This window comes from Pedobacter steynii (assembly GCF_001721645.1).
Classification (GTDB): Bacteria; Bacteroidota; Bacteroidia; order Sphingobacteriales; family Sphingobacteriaceae; genus Pedobacter; species Pedobacter steynii_A.
The window spans coordinates 3507120-3526075 of the sequence record NZ_CP017141.1 but is presented as its reverse complement, the minus strand read 5'-3'; the positions used below and the strand labels follow the sequence as shown (position 1 = coordinate 3526075).

Below are 18956 nucleotides of genomic sequence, written 5' to 3'. Positions count from 1 at the left end.
CACATGAACCCATACCTCGACATCATACTCAGAAGCCTTGCCGTCTACGCATTTATGCTGATCGCTATCCGTTTAACCGGTAAAAAGGAACTCTCTCAGCTAAACACGACCGATGTGGTACTGATTCTACTCATCAGTAATGCCGTTCAGAATGCCATGGTGGGCAACAATACCAGTCTGCTGGGAGGCCTGATTGCCGCCGCAGTCCTGTTCGCCCTGAATTACGCATTAAAAAAGCTGATGTTCAAGAGTAAAAAATTCAGGGAGCTGCTCTCGGAAAAACCGGAAATCCTGATCCACGATGGAAACCTCGATTTCGCAACGCTAAGCAAGCTGGACATCAGCAATGAAGAACTACGCGAAGCAATGAGGGAACACGGTGTAGAGAAATACAAAGATGTGAAGCTGGCGGTATTTGAGACAGACGGCAATATCAGCATCATTACGGGCTCCGGAGACCTGAAACAAACCCAATATAAGCGAAAAAAGAAACACAAATCTCTGGGCTCACTGAATTAAAAACAGCATACCTTGCCTAAAGCCAAAAAAATTCCGGAACCGGTTAATCCCAGACCATCTACAGACAGCGAAGGAACCACCAATTCCGGAAGAATATTTATATAGTTATATGGCCACTTCGGCAGGCACCGCAGCACTCACTACAGCCACCTTAGGCCTTCTCACTGTAATCAAAATAAAGGCACCCGCCAGGATTACATACCAGCCCCACTTATACTTTACCATTCCTGCAGCGAGATTAACCAGCTTTTTGAAATGAAGAAATCCAAAGGAACCATTCACCTTAAAATACACACCAACAAGTGTGATTGCAACCAATGCGATAGCTGCCCATCCGGCAAACCTGATCAGTCCTGCCTTTTGGGTAAAAGCGCCCAATAATCCAACCAGTACCAATACATAAAAAGTAATGGCCAGTGTCTGGTCCAGATCAAAGTAGTTCCAGTTGCCGATAATCGGGATGCGTAGCAAAGGACACATTCCACCAATTGCCATGATTACCGCACCTATAATTCCCTGAGCTCTCATCTCTTATTGCTGCGTATTGATACCCATTTTATCTGCAAAATGCGCACAGTAATCACGCAAATCTTCGATGATCAATTTTTCTCCTGTAGCTTTAAGGAAGCTATCCCCCATTGTTTGCAATGTCTCGTAAAAAAATCTTTTCATCTCATCTACAGGCATGTCTTTAGTCCATAAGTCGATGCGCATGGAGTTTTTATAATTATGGTCCCAAAGGGCCAACATCATTGATTTTACAGGCACCTGCTCCTGGCTTTTAGCGTCTGTAGATTCCCATAGGATATTGTCAGGTACATTGTTATCATCTAACTGTACCGTAATTTTAATTTCTGCTTGTTTCATTTAATATATGCTGACTTTTATAATAAAAACTAAAATGATGGTAAAAACAATAAAGGCACATTCTATGGCCCATATTTTTTTCAGTTCAGGAATGAACTTTCGGAAAATCTGATCAGAGATAAAAGAAACCAAAACGATCAGAAAGCTAAACCACATTAATATCCTTGCCAGGTCAATTGCTTTGACACCTGGTGCGGGTTGTTTTTCAAACATGAGCATTACGGCAATCACCAGAAAGACCGCGGAAACAATATTAAGTGGCGTCAGTTTTACTTTCAATTCCTCTTTGTTTACTTTCTTTTTTTGAATTTCTTAGACTTCCAGGCAGGGGTTTTGTTTTTGTTCTTCTCCCTTTCTTTAGCAGCAATTGCTGCCGCATGTTTTTTCTCGTGGAAGGCTCCTTTAAACTCAGGATCATCCTTACGTTTCTGATCATCAATAGCCCTGTTAATAGCCTGACGTTCTTCATAAGGGGTCTCTTCTACGAAAACTTCCGTTGGCAAAGGTACTACAGGAATCTCCTGTCTGATTAACTTTTGTATTTTCTCAATGTAATATTTTTCCGCCGGCGTGAAAAAGGTCAGGGCATCACCTTTGGCATAGGCCCTTCCTGTACGACCGATACGGTGGACATAATCTTCGATGATGATCGGTACATCAAAATTGATCACGTGAGAAACCTCAGAAACATCAATTCCACGGGAAGCCACATCTGTAGCCACCAGTACTCTGATGTTTCCTTCTTTAAAGCTATTGATGGAGTTTATCCTGGTATTCTGTCCTTTATTAGCATGGATTACCCTCACTGCATCCGCACCGAATTTACGTTCGATGAAGCTAAAAATGTTATCCGCTACTGTTTTAGTCTTACAGAAAATAATCAGTCTTTTAAACTCCTCATCATTTTTCAGCAGGTGCTGTAACAGGTTGATCTTTGTTTTTAAATTGGGCACCTCATATAAGACCTGAGTAACCGTCTGAGCAGGTGTAGCTTGTAAACCAACCTCAATAACGGTAGGATGTTTTAAGAAATCTCCTGCGATTTTCTGAACCAGATCACTCATTGTTGCAGAGAAAAGCAGGTTTTGACGTCTGCGTGGAACAACTTCCAAAATGCGGTGAATAGAGCCAATAAAGCCCATATCCATCATTTTATCTGCCTCATCTAAAACCAGGAATTTTAAATACTGGGTATTGATATGTCCGGCCAGGTAAATATCGAGGAACCTTCCAGGAGTAGCTACAATAATATCAACTCCGGCTTTGATTTGTTCAATCTGTGTTTTTGGACCCAGACCACCATAAACCACTACGGTACGGAGGTCGGTATATTTGGAGAAAATTCTGATGTGTTCAGTAATCTGCATCGCAAGCTCTCTCGTCGGAGCCAGGATCAACGCACGGGCAGCATCTCCCTGTGCATACTTCAATTGCATTAAGATCGGCAAAACATAGGCTGCAGTCTTTCCTGTTCCGGTTTCAGCAATACCGAATATATCCTGACCTGATAACACAGGTGCAATTGCTTTCTCTTGTATTGGGGTGGCATGAGTAAACCCTGCATCAGCTACAGCATTTAAAATCTGGCGATTAAGGTTAAACTCTTCAAATGTTTTGGGCATTTTGCAAATATACTATTATTTACAGCATCGTTAATTACATTTTTTAATACACTCCGGCGCTAATCAGGATAGTGATCCTGGCCACTTAGAGAGCGGATTCCTTATTTAATGCCCTGATCATATCCTCAGCACTATTAACAACCTTTACCACCATCCCCTTTTTATTAACAATCAGGTGAGTCGGATAGCTATTGATCTGAAGCTGATCCCTCATATAACCTTCCTGATCAGGAACCACAGCATAGCTGAATTTTGATTTTTTCAAGAAAACATCCAGTTTTTTCTTTGAATCAAATGCAAGGCTGATAAATACCACATCTTTTCTGTTTTTATATTGATCTACGACCTGATTAAGACGGGGCATCTCCTCAACACATGCAGTACAGGCAATAAACCAGCACTTTAATACCACAATTTTGCCCTTGGTATTCAACTTGCTGTAGACCCTTCCATTGACATCCTTAAAATTAAAGCCTGGAATCGGCTGCCCTTCTCGTTTATAATAATTGTAATATCTTTTACCATAGTCCTTAATCACCTCTTTCAGTGAGGACTCCGTTTTAGCTGGCATTTTATAGAGCTGATATTTCAATACTCCATCATTAGCACTCAACTTTACCGGCAGATAACTTCCCGAAGCCAATTGTTTCAGGAACTGATCTTTACCAATAAGGGCAGCCCGCTGGTCGTATGCCTTAAAATCACCGGACAGCCGGAGATGACCCGCATCATACCTCCCCCAGCTCATTACATCTTTTGATATTTCTTCCGGACTCATCAGGGGCTTGCCGGGACTGACAGGTTGTGCCAGGGATATAAAGGTTATACTCCAAAGAAGGAGAACTGCAAATGCGAGTTTCATTTTATCTAAAGATTTTAATTTTAAATAAAACTATCAATAAAAATTGAATTAATTAAAAGCCACGTCGGACTAAAAGAATAACCGATGTATTATTATGATGGCAATTCCCTTAAAAAAACATAAAATCCTTACTTTTATAAGACCACGATATCATTTTATGAAAAAGAACATCTTCAGACTGGCAGCAACAGCTTTTCCTCTTAGCCTGGCACTCCTGCTTAACGGGACTATAACTTTACAGGCTCAGGAACTATATATGCCCAGAAATATTAAAGCCGCCTATGATAAGGGGACTCGTTCCAAAGATGGCAGACCCGGAAAGCAATACTGGCAAAACCATGGGAAATATGATATGACCATACAGGTACACCCGGACACCAGACTTGTGGAAGGGACTGAGACCATAAAATATACCAACAATAGCCGGGATACCCTCTCTGAAGTAGCCATCAGGTTTGTCAACAATCTGCACAAACCTGAAGCACCGAGATCAGGATACGTCAGCAAAGATTTCCTGACCTCCGGACTGGAAATCAAATCCCTCGCCATAAACGGACAAAATTATACCATTAACACCGGGGACTGGGGCACTGTTGAAAAAGTACCTCTAAAAAGCAGTCTGAATCCCGGTCAAACCGCTGTTTTTAACATCAGCTGGTCCTATCCCCTATCTAAAGAAAGTGGAAGAGAGGGGCAACTCGATAGCACCACCTTTTTTGTGGCCTATGCTTTCCCGAGAATTTCCGTTTATGATGATTACAACGGCTGGGATATGATCCCTCATACTGACCGTGCTGAATTTTACAACGATTTCAATGATTATCAGCTCACTGTTAAAGCACCAAAGAATTATGTGGTATGGGCTACCGGCGACCTGCAAAATCCGGATGAAGTCCTTCAACCCGCCTTTGCCGAACGTCTAAAAAAATCATATACCAGTGAAGAAATCATCCCTGTGGCCACTGCAGAGGAGATGGCTAAAGGACAGGTAACAAAGCAGAATGAATGGAACAGCTGGAAATTTACAGCGGATCACATTACCGATATGACTTTCTCCCTGAGCAGTCATTACCTCTGGGATGCCGGAAGCGTAGTGGTGGATACCAAAACAAACAGAAGAACAAGCGTACAATCCGCTTATGATGCAAAAGCCAAAGACTTTGCACAGGCCACTGGCTGGTCTAAACTGGCATTAGACTGGTTCTCCAACAACTGGCCTGGCATCCCCTATCCTTTCTCTAAGATGACTGCTGTGCAGGGTTTTGCCGACATGGAATACCCAATGATGGTAAACGACTCCAGCACTCCCGATATGGAGTTCTCTCAATTTGTACTCAATCACGAAATTGCGCATACCTATTTTCCTTTTTATATGGGCACTAATGAAACCCGTTATGCGCATATGGATGAGGGCTGGGCAACGACACTGGAATACCTGATCGGCATTGCACAACTTGGAAAAAGCAAAGCTGACCAGAACTTTAAAAAATTCCGGGTAAACAGGTGGACCTTTGATCCTTCAACTGAACAGGATCAGCCTGTCATTTCTTTATCCACTCAGGTTTCAGGAGTTGGTTATGGCAACAATGCCTACGTCAAACCTGCATTGGCCTACCTCGCATTAAAGGACATGCTTGGCGATGCGGCCTTTAAAAAACACCTACATGCCTATATGGCACGCTGGAACGGCAAACACCCTATTCCATGGGACTTTTTCTACACGATGAACAATGTAAGCGGAGAGAATCTTAACTGGTATTGGAACAACTGGTTTTTCAGCAATAATTACATCGATCTGAGTATTGGCAAAGTCAGCAATAAGGGCTTGAATTATGAACTTTCTATTCACAATACAGGTGGTTTCGCTATCCCTTTTGATATCAGAGTTACTTATCAGGATGGAAGCAATGAAGTCATCCATCAGACACCGGCCATTTGGAAAACTGACCAGAGATTGGCAAGAATTCCCTTAAATGCCAAGAAAGCGATCTCAGAGATTACCATTAACGGCGGCATATTTGTAGATGCCAATGGCGGAGACAATACATGGAAAAGTAAATAACATTTTTTTTATTTAAGTTTGAGGTCATGAACACCATTCTGATAAAAGCGGCCTCAGTGGTAAACGAAGGCCAAATCTTTGTTGCTGACGTACTAATTAAAGACGGATTTATTGAAAAAATCGCCCCAAACATCCAGGTGGAAGGAGCGAAAGAAATTAATGCGGAAGGCCTGCACCTCTTTCCGGGAATGATTGACGATCAGGTCCATTTCCGTGAACCCGGTTTAACCCATAAGGCGGATATCTTTTCTGAAAGCATGGCCGCGGTAGCCGGGGGGATCACCTCCTTCATGGAAATGCCGAATACCGTTCCGAATACTTTGACCCAGGAATTGCTGACCGATAAATACAATATTGCTTCAGAAGTATCACTGGCAAATTACTCCTTTTTCATGGGCGCCTCTAATGACAACCTGGAAGAGGTTTTGAAAACCGATCCGAACAATGTTTGCGGAATTAAGGTTTTCATGGGTTCCTCTACAGGGAATATGCTTGTAGACAATGAGAAGGTGCTGGAAAATATTTTCAAAGATGCACCGATACTCGTTGCCACACATTGCGAAGATGAAAAAACCATTCGCGAGAATATGGCAGCATACAAGGAGAAATATGGAGACAACATCACCATAGACATGCATCCGCTCATCAGAAGTGCTGAAGCCTGCTACCTGTCTTCTTCTATGGCCGTGGAGCTGGCAAAAAAATACAATACCCGTTTACATATCCTACACATCTCTACAGCACGGGAAGTAGCCCTTTTTGATGCGGTTACCCCATTAAAAGATAAGCGGATTACTGCTGAAGCTTGTGTGCATCACCTCTGGTTTGACGATCGGGATTATGCAACAAAAGGCAACTGGATCAAATGGAACCCTGCGGTAAAGACTGTTCAGGATAAAGATGCCATCCTGAAAGGGGTATTGGACGGCCATATTGACATCATTGCAACGGATCATGCCCCACACACCATAGAAGAGAAAGAACAACCTTACTTACAGGCGCCTTCCGGAGGCCCTTTAGTACAGCATGCCCTTTCTGCTTTATTGGAAATGTACCATCAAAAGAAAATCACCCTTGAACAAATCGCTGAGAAAACAGCCCATAACGTGGCAACTTGTTTTAACATCGACAGAAGGGGTTTTATCAGAGAAGGCTATTGGGCTGACCTGGTATTGGTTCACCTGAATGATCCCGTAAAAGTAACTCGGGCAAACCTCTGGTATAAATGCGGATGGTCGCCGTTTGAAGGACAGACCTTCCAGGCCGAGATTACCCATACCTTCATTTCCGGAAACCTGGCTTACCAAAAAGGGAAGTTCATGACCCACAAGATTGGAAAAAGATTAGCCTTTAACAGATAATGACGTTAAAGGACAGGCCAAAGTTCAAACAGTTTGTCCTGCTGTTCATGCTGTCGGGATTTATCTTTCTCGCCGGCCTGAACAGCTCGTTTATAGAGCGGGTATACGCCAATGGTTTATACCAGGTTACAGCTGTCATCCAACGTTTCATCAGCTCATTTTTCCCTTTCGCGCTGGGCGATTTTTTATACCTCCTTCTCGTACTTTTTGTGCTGAGAAGCATTTATCTGTTTTTCAAAAAACTCTCTCAGGGAAAACCAGAGCCCGGAAAAAGAACTGAGATTCTTCTGCAGGTAATTAATTTCTTTCTCATTCTTTATCTTGTGTTTAAAATCTTGTGGGGACTGAATTACTCCCGCCCGTCGATTTCTAAACAGCTCGGGATTCCAAATCAAAAATACAATACCGCAGAGCTGGTCCTATTGGGCGAATATTTCATTGATCAGCTAAATGCTTTTCCACACCCGGCAAAAGCAGATTACAAAATCGGAGAACTGGAACTTAAAGCCAAATCAGCTTATGATCTGATGAAAGAAACAAATCCCCTTTTTCAATACCGCAGCCCATCAGTCAAAGCGGTATTAAATAGCTGGCTGGTCACCAAAATTGGCATTGAAGGTTATTACAACCCACTTTCCGGGGAAGCAAATGTCAATATGCGCTTACCTTCAGTATCTCTACCTTTTGTTACCTGCCATGAAATTGCACACCAGCTTGGCATAGGGAGAGAGGATGAAGCCAACCTCATCGGCTATCTTGTCGCCGTCCACAGTACTGATCAGAATTTCCGGTACTCTGCGGAGTACAATATGCTCCGAAGCATTTTATATGAGATCAGGATAAAATCTCCGGAAGATTATCAGCGTCTTTATGCCAGTATCAATCCCGAAACAATTAAAGACTTTAAAACTGAAAGGGCCTTCTGGCAGAAATATAACAGCGATATGTATGGTTATATGGGGGTAGCTCTGGATAGTTTTTTAAAGCTGAATAACCAGCGAAAAGGAACAGACAGCTATCAGGATATTGTCATTTGGCTCTATAATATCCATAAAAAAGACCTGATTCAAAGACAGAAGCTCAAAACATTACAACCTTAACACAAAAAAACCTTAAAACATTCCTAAATTTGCCAGACTATGGCAAAGATATCCATTAACCTGGCGACAGGCTCCCTGCAACAAGAAGAAATCATCGTCGGTATTGACCTTGGTACCACCAATAGCCTGGTGGCCTTTATTAATCCAGACAAAAACCCACAGGTAATTAACGATACCGGAAAGGGCTTATTAGTCCCTTCTGTTGTACATTTTAATGCTAAAGGAGATGCTCTTGTCGGAAATGAGGCCAAAGAATTTTTAATTACAGACCCTGCAAACACTATATTTTCGGTAAAAAGATTACTAGGCAGGTCCTATAAAGATGTCGCCAGTCATCAGGACACCTTTTCTTATAAAATCATAGATGATGAAAATGATTCATTGGTAAAAATCAAAGCCGGAGATAAATTTTATACCCCTATTGAGCTTTCTGCAGAAATTCTGAAAGAATTGAAAGCAAGGGCTGAACATGCGTTAAAAACACCCGTTAACCGTGCCGTAATTACTGTCCCTGCTTATTTTAATGACAGTCAACGACAAGCAACCAGGGATGCCGGAAAATTGGCAGGCCTGGATGTATTGAGAATTGTAAACGAGCCTACTGCCGCCAGTCTTGCCTACGGCCTGGGCCTTGATCCCAGTCAGCAAAAAACAATTGCGGTATATGACCTTGGAGGCGGTACTTTTGATGTGTCCATCTTATCTATACAAAACGGCATTTTCGAAGTGCTGGCAACAAACGGAAATACCTTTTTAGGTGGTGACGATTTTGACCGTTCTATTGTTCATTACTGGATAGAGCAGAATAAACTGGATGCTGATGCACTTGCACAGGATTCGGGATTGATGCAATCGCTAAGGTTAAAAGCGGAAGAAGCAAAAAAAGCATTGAGCAATCAAAACCTCTTCAACGAACAGATTGGCGACATCTGGTGTACTTTAGACAAGCAAACATTTGAGCAACTTATTGCAGCGAAAGTAGCTGAAACCCTGAATTCGTGTAAACAGGCTTTAAGCGATTCCAGGTTAACTGTTGCCGAAATTGATGAGGTCGTATTGGTTGGAGGATCTACCCGTACACCTTATGTCAAAGCACAGGTTGCCGAATTCTTCGGACGTAAGCCGCATGACCAGATTAATCCGGACGAAGTAGTAGCCTTAGGTGCAGCCATTCAAGCAGATATTCTTGCCGGGAACCGCTCCGATATTCTCTTGCTCGATGTTACCCCACTTTCTCTAGGCATTGAAACCATGGGTGGACTGATGGATGTGATCATCCCCAGGAATGCCAAAGTTCCGACCAAAGCAGGAAGACAGTATACCACCTCTATCGACGGACAGATCAACATGAAGATCTCTGTTTTTCAGGGAGAACGTGATCTTGTTCAGGAGAACAGAAAACTAGCAGAGTTTGACCTGAAAGGGATTCCTGCAATGCCTGCAGGCTTACCTAAGGTAGACATCAACTTCATGTTAAATGCCGATGGGATTCTAACCGTGCAGGCGATAGAATTAAGATCAGGCGTAAAACAGGAGATCGACATTACGCCAAGTTATGGTTTAACCGATGATACTGTAGAAAAAATGCTGATAGACAGCATTACTCATGCGAAGAGCGATGTTGAACAACGCATGTTAATTGAAGCCAGAAGTGAAGGGGAACAACTGGTGTATACTGCAGAACGCTTTATTGAAAAACATGGTAGCTTCCTGACCGAAACAGAAATTTCAGAAACGCGTACCCATATTGATGCCCTTAAAATAGCTTTAGGGAAGGCAGAAAAGGACGAGATCCTGAAAAAAGCTGATGAATTGAATGAATTTACCCGTCCATTTGCAGAACGTGTGATGGATGTGGCGGTATCTTCCGCCATGAAAGGAAAAAGCATAGATAAATAACCACTCAATAGGTTCGTTTATATAGTTTTACAGAGATGAAGCAGGTATTTATCTCTGTAATGCTATGTGGCGGTGTTCTCTTTTTTTGCTCCTGGGGGTTTTATGCCCATAAACGGATCAATTACCTGGCCGTTTTTACGCTCCATAACGGCGTCAATACTTTTTACAAGGCAAACATCAAATACCTTAGTGATCATGCCGTAGACGCCGACAAACGTCGCTATGCAGACTCCGCTGAAGCCCCGAGACATTATCTCGACGTAGAAGTCTATGAAACAAATATCGATAGCATCCCCAGAAAATATAACGATGCCTTAAAGAAGTATGGTGCTGCAAAGTTGAGCAGCAACGGAACACTTCCCTGGCAGATCCAAAAATCTTATTACCAACTCATCAATGCTTTTAAGGACAGGGATTCTTTAAAAATACTCGTTTACTCGGCTTACCTGGGGCATTATGTTGCTGATGCCCATGTTCCGCTCCATGCCACACAAAATCACAACGGACAGCTGAGCAATCAACATGGCATACACGCTTTCTGGGAGAGCCGTTTACCAGAACTATTTGCCAAAAAGTATAATTACAGAGTCGGAAAAGCGATATATATCGAGGATCCCTTACAAAAAGCCTGGGCAATCATCAGTCACAGTCATCAGCTATCAGATAGTGTATTGACGCTGGAGGCATCGCTGAGTTCCAGCCTGCCTTCCTATAGAAAATACAGCTTCTCGAAAAGATACCAGCAGGTAATGCGACAATACTCATTAAACTACTCCCGTGCCTATCATGAGAAAATGAACCATATGGTAGAAAGGCAAATGCGTGCTGCAATCCTGGCCACAGGCTCCTACTGGTATTCTGCCTGGGTTGATGCCGGACAGCCGGAATTGCGTAACCTGGTCCATAAAAAAAGGTCTTCCTCAGACCTGAAAAGGGCTAAGGAAGACCAAAAGCTTTATGATAAAGGACAGATTATCGGTCGGGAGCCTTAGTTCTCTACGATATCCTTAGTTTTAATTCTACTCTTTATTGCAGCATAGATAACCGGAGCAAACGTAACTACTGCAATCGTAAGGATTACAATAGAGAAGTTATCTCTGACTACCGGAATTTGTCCCAGTAAGAAACCTGCAAACAACAAACTACCAATCCAGCCAAGACCACCTACCACATTGTAATAGGTAAACCTTCCAAAAGGCATTTTTGCCACTCCGGCAACAAAAGGTGCAATCGTTCTGAAAATCGGAAGGAAACGGCTAAACATAATTGCTTTTCCACCATGCTTCTCAAAGAATTCATGCGATTTATTGTAATATTCCAATTTTAAAATTTTATTCCCTTCTTTAAAGACTTTTACGCCGAAGAAGCTTCCGAGCCGATAATTGAGACTATTTCCCAATATGGCCGCAACGCTCAAAAGCAGGAACATGATCCAGATATCTAAACCAGTGCCTCCTTTTGCAATCAATGCCCCAACGGCAAATAACATAGAGTCACCAGGCAAGAACGGGGTAACCACGAAACCGGTTTCAGCAAAAATAATTAAGAAAAGAATAAGATAAGTCCATGTTTTATAATCACTTACCAGCTTCACTAAAGCTTTATCGGTGTGTAATATAAAATCTACCAGTTGTGAGAAAATTTCCAAGTTTGTATAAATTAAGTCCCAAAATTAAGAATATCATGGCAATAACCATGCTATTTTTGATTTAGTAACGTAAAATTAATTAGCTGATCAATTTCAGGGCTTCTGCTCAGCATAAAACATTTTACAAAAAGAAGGCCTGGTTAAAAACCAGGCCTTTCCAATATATTTAACTTTGAATTTAGTTATAGTTGTTTAGCATTACAGGCATCACCAACATCAGCACATCTTCATTTTCGTCATTTGTTTGTGGAATCAGCAATCCTGCACGATTAGGAGTAGAAAGTTCCAGTGTCACTTCTTCTCCACTTAAATTGCTCAGCATCTCGATTAAGAAACGGGCATTGAATCCAATTTCCAGATCTTCACCTTCATACTGACAGCTTAAGCGCTCATGAGCTTCATTGGCAAAATCCAGATCCTCAGAAGAAATATTCAATTCACTGCCATTGATTTTTAAACGTACCTGATGTGTTGTTTTATTAGCAAAAATAACCACCCTACGCAAAGTATTCAGAAACAATGCACGATCAATAACCAGTTTATTCGGATTGTTGGCAGGAATTACGGCTTCATAATCAGGATAACGTTCGTCAATTAAACGACAAACCAGGTTGATATTTTCAAATTTAAAGAAAGCACTCGTTGCATTATAATCCACAGAAACATTTACTTCTGTTGAAGGAAGTGCAGCTTTCAATAGGGTTAATGCTTTTTTTGGAAGGATGAAAGAAGAAGATTTATCTCCTTTACTATCCATTCTTCTATATCTTACCAGTTTATGTGCATCAGTAGCGACAAAGGTAATGTGTTGCTCAGACAGCTGACAATATACTCCGGTCATTGCCGGACGCAGCTCATCACTACTTACTGCGAAAATAGTTTTGGTAATTGCTTCTGTTAATACCGAAGCAGGCAGGTTTACAGAAGAAGCATTTTCTACGGTAGGGATTTTAGGAAAATCATCACCATTTTCTCCACTCAACTTATACTTTCCATCACCAGCACTGATTTCAATAGAGAAGGTATTGTCGTCAATATTGAAAGAGATCGGCTGATCTGGCAGCGTTTTCAAAGTGTCTAAAAGTATTTTTGCCGGCACAGCTACTTTTCCGCCTTCTTTAGACTCCACCGGTAAAGAGGTCGTCATGCTGGTTTGTAAATCAGTGGCAGATATGGTTAAACTTCCGTCTTTAATTTCAAAAAGGAAATTTTCCAATATTGGCAATACAGTACTACTGCTTGACGCACCGTTTACTGTTTGCAAATGTTTTAATAACGTTGATGTGGATACAATAAATCTCATAGTATGATCTTGTCAGTTCTCAAAAATATAAAAATTACCTTGTATACTTATGCTTGCGGTAATAATGTTGAAAAATTGCGAACGATATTAACAAAAATAAAGGCAAAGCCATATTGATTATTTGCCATTGCAGCTTTTCTGTGCGCAAACCTGCCTTATCCAATAACCTGATCTTAACCTCCTTATTACGTAAAGCGATTAAATTATCTTCATTTGACAGATAATCGGCGATGTTTAACAACAATGCCTTATTTCCGTAGTTTTTTTGGGTGTACCGGTCAAAGCCTAACGGAAATGCTGAGCCATCCTTACTGCTCAATTGATTTTTGAAGACATCGCCATCACCAATAACGATCATTTTTGTGTTTTTACTCTGTGCAGGTACGTTATAATTCCCCGTGACTCCTTCCGGAACGGCACGATTCAGGAAAACAGAAGGAAAAGTTCCTTCAATCAGTATCCCTAATGTCTGTGGAATGCTCGCATAATCTCTCGGATCAGGCTGTTCAGCTACCATTTGCAGAGAGAGTAATTTAGGGGTATTAAAGATCTTGTTAAATGGTGAAGAGTGCAAAATGACTGTTTTTTTCAATCCTTTCACTCCTATAGTGTCTACTGTAGACGCAAATTCGCTTCTGATCGCATCAATATTTCTGACCAGGTTATGCGCCGTATCCGGCATCATTAATGGATAATAAACCCATGGTGCCAATTCTATCTGTCCCTGTTGTCCCATACTTAAAGGAATTTCCACACAGTTTGCATCTGCAATCAGGTTATAATTCACCCGGGCACCATACATAAACAACAGGTCATCTATATTCAATTTCTTATTGAAGGCCAACTGTTCTCCGGAACCTTTTAAACTATCCAGGTCTGCACTTACCTGATCTATCGCCCAGACCACCCTTCCCCCCTTCATTACAAAATAGTTAATCTTGTATTTTTCTGCTTCGGTAAACGCTTGTTGTGGCTTTGCGATGATTAACAATTTCAATTTATCCAGGCCCGAAGCATCTATGGTATTCAGGTTTACCCTTCCTACTTCATAACTTTCGGAAAGGCTGTTGATCGCATCATTTAAGGAAAGGTCTGACAATTCCCCGTTCCCCTCTGTAAAACCAATCCTGGGATGATCATTACTAAGTACTTTCTGTATGGCAGCTGTAAACAGGTATTCGAGGTTCTGAATGGAGTTATTGATGTTCTCTTCATAACTTCCGCTAGCATTGAGGTTCTGCAGCAACTTCAGGGGAAGCTGCTGGCTTTCTGTTTCCAGCATGGCCATAGGAAAGACCATCTTTTGTGCAAAACCAGCATCATTTTTTATGTTTATCGTTGTGGGTTCAATGCCGGATTGGTATAAATTATTGATCACCGTATCCTGTTCTTCGATAGAAAGTCCTGAAAGTGGGTCTTTGAACACCACTTTTATTTCCTTCCCTGCATAGGCTTTATAATCCGCCAGCAAATCTCTGGTTGCATTTTTCAAACGTTTAAAAGGAGCTGGCAGGTCACCTTCAAGAAATACAGTAATGGTAAGCGGCGTATTGATTTTTCCGAGAATTGCTTTTGATTTAGGGGTTAAAGTAAACCGCTTTTCTTTTGTAAAATCAATCCTGGTATAGGCGAATTGAGCCAGAATATTCAGCAGAATTAAACCTCCGGTGAAGGCCAGTATGTGGAACAATTTTCGTCTGTTGCTTACCATTTACGACCTCCTATCACCAGTTTAGTCAAGCCCAGGAACGCCAACACGAAAGTGAGGAAATAAATCAGATCCCTGGTATCCAGAACTCCTCTGCCCATAGATTGATAATGTTCATTTACACTTAAATTCAGCAGTATATTTTCGATTGCACGAAAGCCAAAAATCTGGCTCATGGCATCAAATCCGCTGTAGGCAATAAAACAAACGAATACTGCCAGGGCGAATGCGACGACCTGATTTTTTGTGATTGAAGAGGCAAAGATACCTACCGCAAGGAATGCAGCACTGAGCAACAACAAACCTATATATGAGCCGATAATAGCTCCGGTATCAATATTACCTGCTGGTAAAGCCAGTTTTGATACGGAATAACAATAGATCAAAGTAGGAATCAAGGCGAAGAGTACCAGTACAAAACAGGCCAGGTATTTGGCCATTATAATCTGCCAGTCGGTAAGCGGTCTGGTTGCAAGTAAAATATAGGTCCCCTCCCTTCTTTCTTCTGCAAAAGAGCGCATGGTGATGGCGGGGATAAGGAACAGAAACAAAAAGGGGGCTAGGTTAAAAAAGCTGCTGAGCTCAGCATACCCATATTCCAGGATCGAAGTATCTGGAAAAAACCACAACAACAACCCACAGGCCAATAGAAAAACCCCGATGGTAATATAAGCCATCAGCGAGTTCAACAAGCTAAACAATTCCCTTTTAAATACGGCGTACATGCATTTTAATTAACGATGCCGAAGTTAGAAAATTAAAAATTATATCCTGCTCTGATACCAATAAAAGAACGGGTATTGCTACTTCTGGTCCAGCTTTCATAACGGATACCCACATCGACAGATCCCGTATCCGATACCGGAAATTCCACTCCTGCAGAAGGGACATAAATAAATGAAGTTCCGCTACCATTACCACTGGCTGTGGAAATGGAGACCCCAAGTTCAGCTCCTCCGTAGATATTTTCTGCAAGAAAGTACCTGGCACCGGCCTTTACTGGTATGAATCCTTCCGTATATTTAAGATTTATAATCGTCTTCTTTCCCTGTAATTCCAGGTAGCCGACATTTCCGGTAATGTTTAGGTTTTTGGCAATGGGATGCTGGTATAAAAGGGAAGCTCCAACTCCATAATTTGTCTGGTCTTTAAAAGCTCCCATAGGAAAGGCAAAATCAGCACCAAGTCCGAATTTAGATCCTTCCATTGCTGGATCACCGGTTTGAGCCATACTCGTCTTAACTGTAAAAAATGCGGCAATTGTTGCCAGCAATAATCGCTTTTTCAAATTCAGTATTTTAATTTATGGCGATATTATAGAATAAAATTCGATTTTCAGCAAAACAAAACAAGAAAGCCTTCCTGTAAACAGGAAAGCTTTGAAGAGATCCTTTAGCAGGATCTGTAAGTTTTAATAGATTAAGTTCTACAAACCGAAGTTAAATGCAGCTCTTAGACCAATGAATGAAAGTGTTCCATTATTAGACCATCCTTCATAACGAGCACCTAAGTCAATAGAAGATTTGTCAGCTACAGGAAACTCAACACCGATACCAGGTGAGTAAACGAAAGCAGTTCCATCGTTAAAATCTCCTGTTCCAAATGAAGCACCTAGTTCTCCGTTCAAATAAAAGTTTTCAGCTACAAAATATCTCGCACCTACTTTCACAGGAACAAAACCAGAATTTCCACCTCCAATGATGTCCTTATATTTGAAGCTCAAATAACCAGCACTTGCTGTTAAGTTCAAATTTGGAGCAACTGGATGTTGGTACAATAACGATCCTCCAACACCAAATTTGGAAATATCACCAAAGTCACCCATTGGAAACGCGAAATCAGCACCTATACCTAACTTAGGGCCATTCATTGCAGCATCTTTTTGTGCACTAGCGTTAGTGAATGCGAAAATACCTACGATTGCTGTTAGTAAAAATAATTTTTTCATGTGTTTAAATTTAAATTTATATTACTGATATAAAATCAACCCTTAGATGCAAAAACTTGGCCAATCGTTACAAACTCATGAAAAAAAATTAATCAGGAGGTCAATTTCCTGAAAATATCCTCTAAAGAAGTCATTTGGTGTTCTCTTTTAAGATCAGTTATTGTAGCATTGGCTACAATTTTACCGTTGTTGATGATGACCACTTCATCGCAGATCGCTTCTACTTCCTGCATGATATGCGTGGAAAGGATTACCGTCTTGTCTTTCCCAAGCTGTTTGATCAATTCCCTGATGTCGGTCAGTTGATTTGGATCCAGTCCTGAGGTTGGCTCATCAAGAATCAATACCTGCGGATTATGGATAATTGCCTGGGCCAGCCCAACTCTCTGTCGGTACCCTTTAGATAACATGGAAATCTTTTTATGTTGTTCCGGAGAGAGGCCTACTGTTTCTATAGTTTCTTTTACACGCAGTGCCGCATCTTTCAATTGATAAGTATTGGCTACGAATAATAAAAACTCCTGCACATACATATCTGCATATAGCGGTGTATTTTCCGGCAGGTAGCCCATCACACGCCTGACTTCAAGACTATCTTTCCGGGTATCAAAACCACAAATCTCTGCGCTGCCTGATGTGGGTTTCAGGTAGCCCGTCAGCATCCTCATGGTGGTAGATTTCCCCGCACCATTCGGACCTAAAAAGCCAAGAATTTTCCCTGGTTTAGCTTCAAAGCTAATTCCATCTACTGCTTTCTGCTGACCGTAATGTTTGGCCAATGTGCTTACCTGAATGCTCAATTTATTTTATTTTTTTAACGTGTACAGAACTGATCTTTTTATCTTTTCTATATTGATTCAATTCCTTACCGGCCATGATTAGGTTATCCGTGGAAATCATATCTGCACCACTATTTGCGTACATGTAATAGTATTTTATGTTTTTCCTGGTCATCGCCCGCCGATCCAGGTTACCCATTGTTCCCATAATACAGGAGATTTCCCTCTGATGCAATGCCCAAAAGCCTTTTTGATCGAACCCACCAGTTCCGACAAATGCAACCATCCTGTCGTATGGAACACCTTTAGATTTTAGCCTTTCTAAATCATTACTATATTTTGCTGAAACAGAAATCATCAGATCAGGGGCCAGCTTATGCACTTCTACGGCCTGGTTATCATTATAGGTAATGACGATAGAATTGGATTCAGATTGCGTTTTGCGGACTTGTTCAATGATTTTCGAAAAAGGAACTCCCCTTTTTACATCAATGGTAAACAACACTTTTCCTTTCCCCCATTTCAGCACCTCAGTTAAAGTAGGGATCTTATAGGACGTTAATGTTCCGAAATTGTCTTTTAAGTGGAGTTTCTGTAACTCCGCATAAGTATAGTCCCGGATAAATCCAGTTCCGTTACTGGTTCTATCCAGTTTATCATCATGCATGATCACCAACACAGAGTCTTTACTCAATGTCACGTCAAACTCAATAACTACGGGTTGATAGCTTGTCGCATTTTCAAAAGTTGCAATACAGTTTTCAGGAAAACCTTTCATAGGCCCGCCTCTATGTGCGCTGATCAGCGGATATCCTGGTGTCTTTCTGTTCAAAAAGTCTCTTAGTTCCTGAACGCTCCCAAAAGAAATGTAGTTTTTTGTTTGTGCAGTACAAGATGAGGCAAGCAAAAGAAAGCCTGCCAGAAGCAGATTAAATTGTTTCATGTTCAAAAGTAGGAAAATTAGGTCTAAGCAAGCCTATATTAAACGTTTTTTGTAACCTGAAATGCTTCGGGGATCCTCCGTACAGACTCCGGGGTTGGAAGGTAGTTGCGAGGTAGTTGAAAGGTACCTGAGAGGTAGTTGCATTATTGTTTTAACCTTTCAACTACCTCGTAACTACCTCGCAACTACCTCCCAGATCCAGACTCATTACAGAGTGTCTTATACTGCAATAAGTTTACATACAGAAAGTAAATTACTGATTAGTGTTTACGTAGTTTTTTTGTTTTACTGATATAGGTTTACAATGATAAATTTTATTACTGATATAAGTTTAC

Annotated in this window: 19 protein-coding genes; 6 read left to right on the top strand and 13 right to left on the bottom strand. The window is 41.3% G+C overall.

All coding sequences use genetic code 11. The features are described 5' to 3' along the window. The first annotated feature begins 3 nt into the window (after nucleotides 1-3). A complete protein-coding gene (locus BFS30_RS14705; protein WP_069379978.1) occupies nucleotides 4-519 on the top strand; it encodes a DUF421 domain-containing protein in 516 nt (171 codons plus the stop codon). Nucleotides 520-624: 105 nt separating this feature from the next. Here BFS30_RS14705 and BFS30_RS14700 read toward each other — a convergent pair whose 3' ends face one another. The 5 genes from BFS30_RS14700 to BFS30_RS14680 all read right to left on the bottom strand — a co-directional run bounded on the left by BFS30_RS14700 (nucleotide 625) and on the right by BFS30_RS14680 (nucleotide 3870). Further along, entirely contained in the window at nucleotides 625-1047 is a 423-nt protein-coding gene (locus BFS30_RS14700; RefSeq protein WP_069379977.1) for a hypothetical protein, read from the bottom strand. 3 nt (nucleotides 1048-1050) lie between these two features. Then, complete coding sequence (gldC, locus tag BFS30_RS14695; protein WP_069379976.1) at nucleotides 1051-1386, bottom strand: gliding motility protein GldC; 336 nt, start codon at nucleotides 1384-1386, stop codon at nucleotides 1051-1053. Continuing rightward, nucleotides 1387-1665, bottom strand: a complete 279-nt coding sequence (locus BFS30_RS14690) for a hypothetical protein (RefSeq protein WP_237028584.1) — start codon at nucleotides 1663-1665, stop codon at nucleotides 1387-1389. An 11-nt stretch (nucleotides 1666-1676) separates the two neighbouring features. Then, a complete protein-coding gene (locus BFS30_RS14685) occupies nucleotides 1677-3008 on the bottom strand; it encodes a DEAD/DEAH box helicase (protein ID WP_069379974.1) in 1332 nt (443 codons plus the stop codon). An 85-nt stretch (nucleotides 3009-3093) separates the two neighbouring features. Next, a complete protein-coding gene (locus BFS30_RS14680) occupies nucleotides 3094-3870 on the bottom strand; it encodes a TlpA family protein disulfide reductase (protein ID WP_069379973.1) in 777 nt (258 codons plus the stop codon). 157 nt (nucleotides 3871-4027) lie between these two features. Here BFS30_RS14680 and BFS30_RS14675 point away from each other — a divergent pair, with 157 nt between their 5' ends. Genes BFS30_RS14675 through BFS30_RS14655 form a run of 5 tightly spaced genes read left to right on the top strand, consistent with a single transcriptional unit; the run spans nucleotide 4028 to nucleotide 11284 of the window. After that, nucleotides 4028-5932, top strand: coding sequence for a M1 family metallopeptidase (locus BFS30_RS14675; protein ID WP_069379972.1), 1905 nt, complete (start codon nucleotides 4028-4030; stop codon nucleotides 5930-5932). A 26-nt stretch (nucleotides 5933-5958) separates the two neighbouring features. Continuing rightward, complete coding sequence (locus BFS30_RS14670) at nucleotides 5959-7293, top strand: dihydroorotase (RefSeq protein ID WP_069379971.1); 1335 nt, start codon at nucleotides 5959-5961, stop codon at nucleotides 7291-7293. Further along, nucleotides 7293-8393: a DUF3810 domain-containing protein gene (locus tag BFS30_RS14665; protein ID WP_069379970.1), complete on the top strand. Its 1101-nt coding sequence runs from the start codon at nucleotides 7293-7295 to the stop codon at nucleotides 8391-8393. Before BFS30_RS14670 ends, BFS30_RS14665 begins: the two co-directional genes overlap by 1 nt. A 39-nt stretch (nucleotides 8394-8432) precedes the next feature. After that, nucleotides 8433-10292, top strand: a complete 1860-nt coding sequence (gene dnaK, locus BFS30_RS14660; protein WP_069379969.1) for a molecular chaperone DnaK — start codon at nucleotides 8433-8435, stop codon at nucleotides 10290-10292. 35 nt (nucleotides 10293-10327) lie between these two features. Further along, a complete protein-coding gene (locus BFS30_RS14655; protein ID WP_069379968.1) occupies nucleotides 10328-11284 on the top strand; it encodes a zinc dependent phospholipase C family protein in 957 nt (318 codons plus the stop codon). On the opposite strand, the gene BFS30_RS14650 is transcribed toward BFS30_RS14655, so the two are convergent. The 8 genes from BFS30_RS14650 to BFS30_RS14615 all read right to left on the bottom strand — a co-directional run bounded on the left by BFS30_RS14650 (nucleotide 11281) and on the right by BFS30_RS14615 (nucleotide 18621). Then, entirely contained in the window at nucleotides 11281-11940 is a 660-nt protein-coding gene (locus BFS30_RS14650) for a VTT domain-containing protein (protein ID WP_069379967.1), read from the bottom strand. The two genes, BFS30_RS14655 and BFS30_RS14650, sit on opposite strands and share 4 nt — an antisense overlap. 178 nt (nucleotides 11941-12118) lie before the next feature. Further along, complete coding sequence (gene dnaN / locus BFS30_RS14645) at nucleotides 12119-13243, bottom strand: DNA polymerase III subunit beta (RefSeq protein WP_069379966.1); 1125 nt, start codon at nucleotides 13241-13243, stop codon at nucleotides 12119-12121. 34 nt (nucleotides 13244-13277) lie between these two features. After that, nucleotides 13278-14933: a gliding motility-associated ABC transporter substrate-binding protein GldG gene (gene gldG / locus BFS30_RS14640; protein ID WP_335645338.1), complete on the bottom strand. Its 1656-nt coding sequence runs from the start codon at nucleotides 14931-14933 to the stop codon at nucleotides 13278-13280. Between the two features lie 14 nt (nucleotides 14934-14947). Beyond that, on the bottom strand, nucleotides 14948-15676 hold the full coding sequence (gldF, locus tag BFS30_RS14635; RefSeq protein ID WP_069379964.1) for a gliding motility-associated ABC transporter permease subunit GldF: 729 nt from the start codon (nucleotides 15674-15676) through the stop codon (nucleotides 14948-14950). A 32-nt stretch (nucleotides 15677-15708) separates the two neighbouring features. Then, complete coding sequence (locus tag BFS30_RS14630) at nucleotides 15709-16239, bottom strand: outer membrane beta-barrel protein (protein ID WP_069379963.1); 531 nt, start codon at nucleotides 16237-16239, stop codon at nucleotides 15709-15711. A 138-nt stretch (nucleotides 16240-16377) separates the two neighbouring features. Further along, complete coding sequence (locus BFS30_RS14625; RefSeq protein WP_069379962.1) at nucleotides 16378-16899, bottom strand: outer membrane beta-barrel protein; 522 nt, start codon at nucleotides 16897-16899, stop codon at nucleotides 16378-16380. Between the two features lie 92 nt (nucleotides 16900-16991). Beyond that, the gene (locus BFS30_RS14620; protein ID WP_069379961.1) at nucleotides 16992-17699 is read right to left on the bottom strand and encodes an ATP-binding cassette domain-containing protein; all 708 of its coding nucleotides are present in this window, start codon (nucleotides 17697-17699) and stop codon (nucleotides 16992-16994) included. A 1-nt stretch (nucleotide 17700) separates the two neighbouring features. Then, a complete protein-coding gene (locus BFS30_RS14615; RefSeq protein ID WP_208602975.1) occupies nucleotides 17701-18621 on the bottom strand; it encodes a glycerophosphodiester phosphodiesterase family protein in 921 nt (306 codons plus the stop codon). Nucleotides 18622-18956 lie beyond the last annotated feature (335 nt).